The sequence below is a fragment of the uncultured Bacteroides sp. genome (assembly GCF_949298305.1).
Classification (GTDB): Bacteria; Bacteroidota; Bacteroidia; order Bacteroidales; family Bacteroidaceae; genus Bacteroides.
This window is the reverse complement of record NZ_CASFWU010000128.1, coordinates 1-7,167: the sequence shown is the minus strand read 5'-3', so window position 1 is coordinate 7,167 and position 7,167 is coordinate 1. Positions and strand designations below refer to the sequence as shown.

Below are 7,167 nucleotides of genomic sequence, written 5' to 3'. Positions count from 1 at the left end.
AATCTCAATGCGGCGGATATAATTGGCTTGTATTTCCATATCGTTTGAACTTTAGGCAAGCAAACTTACGGAAAAACTTCGGAATAACCTTGCGAAAAGACAGAAATGAAGCTAAACAGACCAACAACCATACAATTACGACGGTACGTGGCGACAGCTTTAAAAATTTCGAGATATCAGTTCCCGACAATTACAAATATTATCCTATTCTTTTTTGTGCAACCTCAATTGCACCGTGTCTTAATTCGTCTTCGTCCGCTACAGCATCTTACTCAAGTCCGCAAGTGCGAACTTGAGTAAATACGCCTTATCCGGACAGATGGACGGGAAAAATGTAAGGAATAATTACATCTCTGACTGCTTCTTTCAGTAAGAGATTCCTTGAATCCTATTAAGGCTGCAACAGGAAGGTTTGAAACCCAAGGGGCTTATGTTTGAAACATAGACCCCTTATGTTTCAAACATAGGCCTCTCAGGGTTTAAACCCATTTTCAGGAGGGAGAATATAAGTGAAGTGAGGTCTATTCTCTATTGTCAAGAAAAATGCACTTTCTCAAGGCTTAGGACAGGTTGACTTTGGGAGTAAATCCGCCACGGCCTCGAGGTCTTCGTACAACCTGCTGCGAAAACACCTTCACACCGCCGAATCAGGATGCCGATATCTGCCCGACCGCGTCTTCCGGCAAAGCAAAAGAAGGGAATGACATCGCTTCCTAATAAGTAATGAAGCAACTACTTACAGGCAGTTCTTCGATTAGCCATAAGCAATCATCCAACTACTTACGGATACTTCTTTACCCCTGCACACGGAGCTATGGAGGGGGTGGGAAGCCGTTAACTATCCACTTGTCGAGCCGTCAGTTATTCACTCGGACAGCCGCCGGTTATCCACTTCAAACCCCTTTTAAACGGCCTTTAAAGAATCTGTCCGAAACGATACGGACGCATTTTTCAGACGCAGCACACACCCGTCCTTATTCGTTTCCGGCATACAAGGCCATGCATCAGCCACCCTCGCGCCGCTTGATTCGTCATAACTGCCAAACAGCCCCCGTTTCCGGAAACTTGCAGCATCAACCCGCAAAAAATAGAGGCCGGGAAGCAACGGTTTCCGCTGAAACCGTACTTCCCGACCTGACATCAGAGAGAATTTGAATCGGCGCCGCATCACGCGGAACCTTGATTTTAGAGAAATATTAACTGGTTAGGTAAAAAACAATTCACTCGATGTAACTGTCCAAAGCACTGTTGTAATCCACCTCTTTGGCCGGATAGACCCACGTCCAGCGGTTGGCCTCATCGGGTTTCACCGTGATGGCAAACTGGGGATGGAAGCTGCCTTGAGGATGGCTATGGCGCATAATGGGTTCGTTCCACCGCTTCAGGTCGAACCAGTCGAAACCTTCGCCCCAAAGCTCGATGCGGCGGTAGAGTTTCACTTCTTCAAGCAGGTCGGCACCCGTCTTGGTACAAGTGTACTGCGGGTCGCGTCCGCTGTCTTTCACGAGGGCCTGCATCAGGGCCTGCACTTCGCTGTCCTTGCCGCCCAGCCGGCATTTGGCTTCGGCCTCGATGAGGTACATCTCCGCAGAGCGAAAGTGGTTCACCTGACCGATGCCGGGCTGGCCGGTGCACAGGAACTTGAACTGCATGTAGGCGTAGACGAGGCTGGTGGAAAAGAGCTTGTCGGCATATTTGCCACGGGCACGCTCCAGCATGGGGCCCGAAGTGACACGGCCGTTGGCGGTGTTGAAGGGTTCGCCTTCGCCGGGAGCGAGGAACATGCCGCGACGCACGTCGGTCTCGGGGATGCGGTCGTAAAGTTCCTTGCTGATGGCACAGGGATAGCTGCGACAGATGCTGGCGCTGGAGTTGCTGCCCTGATAGGAGAAGAAGGAGAAATAGTAGAGTGTCTGGTCGGAAGCGCTGTAGCTGCTCCATATCCATTCGCTGTTGGGGGTGCTGAAACCGCCGTCCACATAGTCGGCGTTGCTCATCAGCGGATAGTCCTTGCGGGCCAGGGCGGCATACTTGGCGGCAGTGGCCCAGTCCTCGCGGGTGAGGGCGGCACGGGCATAGACGGCACAGGCCACGGAGAGGTCGGGGCTGTGGTTGTCTCCCCGGTCGCGCGACAGGCCGCTGCGGGTATAGGCATCGACGGCAGCGTCCAGGTCTTCATAAATCCGCTGGTAGACCTGAGCCAATGTAGAGGCAGGCAGGTCGCCGACGGAAGTATCGACCCGCAAAGGAAGGCCGCGCGAGGCGCCCTGGTTGCTGTCGGCCCAGCGATGGCAGTAGAGCTGGCTGAGCATCAGGTAGGCATAGGCACGGACGGTCAGGGCCTGCGCACGGATGAAGAGGCGTTCGGCTTCGGGGCCTTCGGCCTTGTCAATGTTTACCAGGATGCGGTTGGCATTGCCTATCAGCTTATAATAATAGAACCAGGGATAGTAGCAGTAGAGCACGGAACTGCGTTCCATGTAGGTGGCGTTGATGATGGGAGCCCACCCCGTGAGGTTGCACTTCTGGAAGTCGTTGCCGGGATAGTTGCCATACATGGTTTTGATGGTTCCCTCGCCGTTGAATCCCTGTTGGCCCAGGTATTGTTGGGTCATCATCAGGCAGAGGCCGTTGACGGCCATGCGGGCGTTTTCAGTTGTCTCGAATACGGTACCCGTGTCGGTGGACGACTGGGGCAGCGTGTCGAGATAGTCGGCGGAGCAAGCGGTCAGCAGGGCTGCCGCGGCGGTTATGGAGAATATCTTTTTCAGTTTCATAAAGATGGAGAATTTACGGGTTTTACAATTTCACACTCACTCCCACAGAGAAGATGCGCGGAGTCACGAGGTAGTTGCCCTGCCCACCGCCAAAGGACTGCTGTGGGTTCATGCCCTGACGGGCGGCAAAGGTCCAAAGATTCTCACAGCTGACGTTCAGTCCCACGTCCTGCAAGCCCATGCTTCCTACCCACGCCTGCGGCAGGCGGTAAGAGAGGGTCAGGTTCTTCACTACCAGATAGTCGGCCGAAGTGAGCCAGCGGGAAGAGACGGCATTGTTGTCCGCACTCAGTGTGCTGTTGATTTGCGGAATGCCGTCCTTCCGGATGCGGTCGGGCGAATCCTCCTTCATGCCTTCGGGAGCCTTTGTCCACGATTGCATGATGTCGGCATGATAGTTGCCGGGGCTGGTTCCGGTGCTCATCAGCGACTGATAAACGCCGTCCATCGTCTTGCCGCCCAACGAATATGTGAATAGAGCAGAGAGAGTGAGCGACTTGTAACCGATGGTTCCCGTAAAGCTGCCGTACACGGTAGGCAGGGCCGAGCCGTGGAACTCCCGCTGGCCGTAGGTGGTGTTGGTGACGTAGGGCACTCCGCCTATCACCGTAGCCTTGCTGGTGATGTCAGCGCCGCCCTGCTTGTTGCCCAGCGTGGTGCCGTCGGGCATGTTGACGTAATAGTCCTCCAGATTGGCCTTGTAGAGCGAGTTGCCGGTAAGCTGGTCCACTCCCTCGAAAGTATAGGTGAAGAACTCGTAGCGGCTTCTGCCTTCGACAATCTTATAGACACCGGAAAGGATGCCGTCCTTGTTCTGGTCGGGCAGCTTCACAATCTTGTTCTTCAGGAACGTGGCGTTGGCGGCCAGGTTGACAGTCCAGTTGCGGTTGCGGAACACGTCGATGTCCGTATTGATTTCGATGCCGCGGTTGGAGATGGTGCCCAGGTTGCGGGTCACGGTGGCCTGGGCGGCAGACGAAGAAGTGGCTCCTGCCGAGAGGGGCAGATAGATGTCGAACAGCAAGTCCTTGTTGCGCTTGTCAAAGTACTCCACGCTCAGGTTCCAGCGGTTGAAGAGGCGTGCCTCCAGGGCCACGCCGTAGGCCTCGCCCGTCTCCCACTTCAGGTCGTAGGAGTCGTTCTGCGTCAGGTAGAGGGCACCCTTGTGGGCGTTCTGCTCCACGGTGTAGAGGCTCATGTAGGCATAGTAGCCGGCGCCGGCGTCGTTGCCCACCTGGCCGTAGTTGGCGCGCAGTTTCAGGTCGTTCACCCAGCTGACATCTTTCATAAACTCCTCTTCGCTGATAATCCAGTTGGCACCCACGCTGCCGAAGTTGCCCCAGCGGTTGTCCGGATGGAAGCGCGAGGAGCCGTCGCGGCGGAAGGAAACCTCCAGGTTGTAGCGGTCGCCGTAGTTGTAACGGAGGCGGCCCAGGTAGCTCTCGGTACGGTAGTTGTTCTCGTAGCCGTCCAGGCTGGTGATTTCGGTAAAGTTGCTGAAGTTGGGGCGTCCGGCAAATATCTGCGCCGTCTTGAAGCCGTAGAGGTAATCGTAGTTGAAGGAGTAATTCTCGTGTGCCACCAGCACGTCCAGCAAGTGTCTGCCAAAGAGGTGGGTCCACTTCAACTGCTGCTGGAAAGTGTAGCTCTTGTAGCGGTAGGTATTGCGCCGGGCACGGCCCTCGCTGCCCTTGCCGTTGCCGATGACGGCATTGTCGTAGGCGGTGTTGTCGGACTGGCTCAGGTTCATATCGCCCTTCACGGTGAAGGTGAAGTCACGCAGGAACTTGACATCCACATAAGCGATTCCCTGCAGGGTGTTGCGCATGGTGTCGTCCATGTCCAGTTCGTTTTCCCACACCACGTGGCGGTCGGCATACTGGTTGCGGGTAGCCACCTCCACGCCCTTGTCGTCCGTATAGTAGCCGGGGTCATACTGACGTTGGCCGTCGGCAGTGAGACGGTAGGAACCGTCGGCGTTGTGCAGATGCACGGGATAAATGGGGGCTATCTGCCGGCAGTACATGAAGGCGTTGGTAAACGAAGCGCCCTCGTCGCCGGCCGTTATCTGCGAGTTCTGATGGCTGCCCGAAAGGTTCACGCCGGCCTTCAGCCATTCCACAGGACTCAGGTTTACCGACACACGGGCCGAAAGGCGGTTGAAGCTGGAATTGCGCACATAGCCTTCCTCGCTGAGGTAGCCCAAGGAGAAGTAATAGTCGCTCTTCTCGTTGGCGGCATTGCCGCTGAAAAGATACTCCTGGCGGTAGCCGTTACGGATGGCGGCCTTGTACCAGTCCAGGTCGTCGGCATAGCCGGGCAGCATCTGCACGCCCGGAGCCAAATGGCCCTCGGCATCGAACAGTTCCTTGTCCGGTTTGTTGAAGATGTTCAGGTAGAGTTGCTCACCAATCAGGTTCTCGTCGGCATAGCGGGCGGCGGTAGCGGGGTCGTCGCCGGCCGAGATGCGGGCATTGCGCAAGTTCTGCCAGCTGGCCTCCATGAACTGACGGGCATCCGTGCGGGCATACTCCTTGATGCCGCGCGTATAAATGCCCTGGTTCACCTTCAGGTCAAAGCTCAACTTGCCTGCCGTACCCTTCTTGGTCGTGATGAGGATGACGCCGTTGGAGGCGCGGTTGCCGTAGAGGGCGCACGAAGCGGCGTCCTTCAGCACCGACAGGCTCTCGATGTCGGCGGGGTTGAGGTCGGTGATGCTGCCGCTGAAGGGCACGCCGTCCACCACATAGAGGGGCGAACTGGAGCCGTTCACCGTGCCAAAACCGCGGATGCGGATGTCGGGCGAGCTGCCCGGCGCGCCATAGGTGCTGTTAATCTGCACGCCCGAGGTACTGCCCTCCAGAGCGGAGGTGACGCTGGACGTGGGACGCAGTTCAATCTGCTTCTTGTCCACCGTCGAGATGGCACCCGTCAGCGAAGAGCGCTTGGCCGTGCCGTAGGCCACGGTGACCAGCACCTCGTCCAGTTGCTGTTGCTCGCTCTCAAGTATCACTTCCACGCGGTCGCTCACAGGCACTTCGCGACTTTTCATGCCCACAAACGACACGACCAGCGTCTGTGCCGAAACCGGCACACCGCCCAATACAAACTTTCCGTCCACATCGGTGACGGTGCCCAGCGAAGTTCCCTTCACCAGCACCGAAGCGCCAATGACCGGCAGGCCGTCTTCGGCAGAAGTGACTCGCCCTACTACTTGTCTCGTCTGTGCCCGGAGCACTCCCGCTCCCACGCACAAAAACAGAATCCACAATAAAACTCTCTCTTTCATAATCAAATCACATAACGTATGGTTATTAAATGAAATCTCTTCCGACGGCAAAAGTATAGGATTAGTCCTGCGGAGACAAGGAAACACGATGTACATCAAGGAGAACAGCAAACAACTGTAAATCAATCATATAAAACCATAAACCGATGTACGGACGATGTACATCCCGCTTTTCCGCCCCCATTCTCCCCCCTCCTGCCCCCGCCTGCCGAGGGCGCACCACCCCTGCCGACGGCCGCCCGTCCGCCAACCGTCAATGCGCCCAAGGCCTGCCACCGCCCACCCCTATCTGCGGAGAAGGACTCCCCCCGGTAGCAGAAAAGATGCTCCAATCCGTTACAAAACCTGTAAAGCAGCAGCTGCGATGTATAACTGAGCCGCTGCGATGTACATCTGCGCGCCTGCGATGTATATCTGAGCGGCTGCTTTATAACTTTTCATGCTACATTGCAGAAACCTTTCTACGGACAAGGGGAAACCTTTCTGCGGAGAAGAGGAACGATACTACGAGCCTGCGACCCGACAAAGACTGGCAGGAAGGCGAAGGGAAGGAGGTCTAAAGACAAAAAAGTCCCTCCCGCAACCGCCCCTGAAATGATGGGGAGTTACGGGAGGGACTTCTTCGGAGAAAAAGGGAGCTTTAACCACACTCCACCACCCACTTCTCGATGCCGCGCGTGGCGTTGCTGAAGTTCACACCCAGTTTATAGAGTGTCCGGCCGTCGGCTGCAAAAGGCAGGGCGTATTGCTTTTCATTGATTTGCCGCAAGGCTTCCTCGGCGGTGCCTTCCAGCTTGAACTCCATCACGTAAATGTAGCGGTCGGTCTTGACCACCATATCCACGCGGCCGTTGGAGGTATGGTACTCGGCCTGCGTATAGAAGCCCAGCAGCTTGAACACGATGAACAGCACGTTCTGGTAGTGCAGCTCCAGGTCGCGCGCCAACTCGTAGGGCGTGTCGGCAAAGAAACTTTGGAGACGGCGCATGAAGGCGTCTATGTTGCCGCTTTCCACTTCGCGGACAAAATGGACAATCTCGAAAGCCGAATCGGACTGCGACGTACCGGAATAGAAAGGCAGCAGGAAGCGGATAAAGCCTT

Annotated in this window: 3 protein-coding genes; all 3 read right to left on the bottom strand. The window is 56.0% G+C overall.

The genetic code is table 11. From position 1 onward, the window contains the following. Positions 1 to 1,220 precede the first annotated feature (1,220 nt). On the bottom strand, positions 1,221 to 2,777 hold the full coding sequence (locus tag Q1Y74_RS13115; RefSeq protein WP_300814749.1) for a RagB/SusD family nutrient uptake outer membrane protein: 1,557 nt from the start codon (positions 2,775 to 2,777) through the stop codon (positions 1,221 to 1,223). A gap of 22 nt (positions 2,778 to 2,799) precedes the next feature. Beyond that, positions 2,800 to 6,066, bottom strand: coding sequence for a SusC/RagA family TonB-linked outer membrane protein (locus Q1Y74_RS13110; protein WP_300814748.1), 3,267 nt, complete (start codon positions 6,064 to 6,066; stop codon positions 2,800 to 2,802). A 640-nt stretch (positions 6,067 to 6,706) separates the two neighbouring features. Beyond that, a partial coding sequence (locus Q1Y74_RS13105; protein WP_300814747.1) for a PD-(D/E)XK nuclease domain-containing protein occupies positions 6,707 to 7,167 on the bottom strand: 461 nt, incomplete at its 5' end.

Bases quoted from the DNA above. Each gene is read 5' to 3' on its own strand.
- Q1Y74_RS13115 (WP_300814749.1), bottom strand. From the start codon at position 2,777: ATGAAACTGAAAAAGATATTCTCCATAACCGCCGCGGCAGCCCTGCTG.
- Q1Y74_RS13110 (WP_300814748.1), bottom strand. From the start codon at position 6,066: ATGAAAGAGAGAGTTTTATTGTGGATTCTGTTTTTGTGCGTGGGAGCG.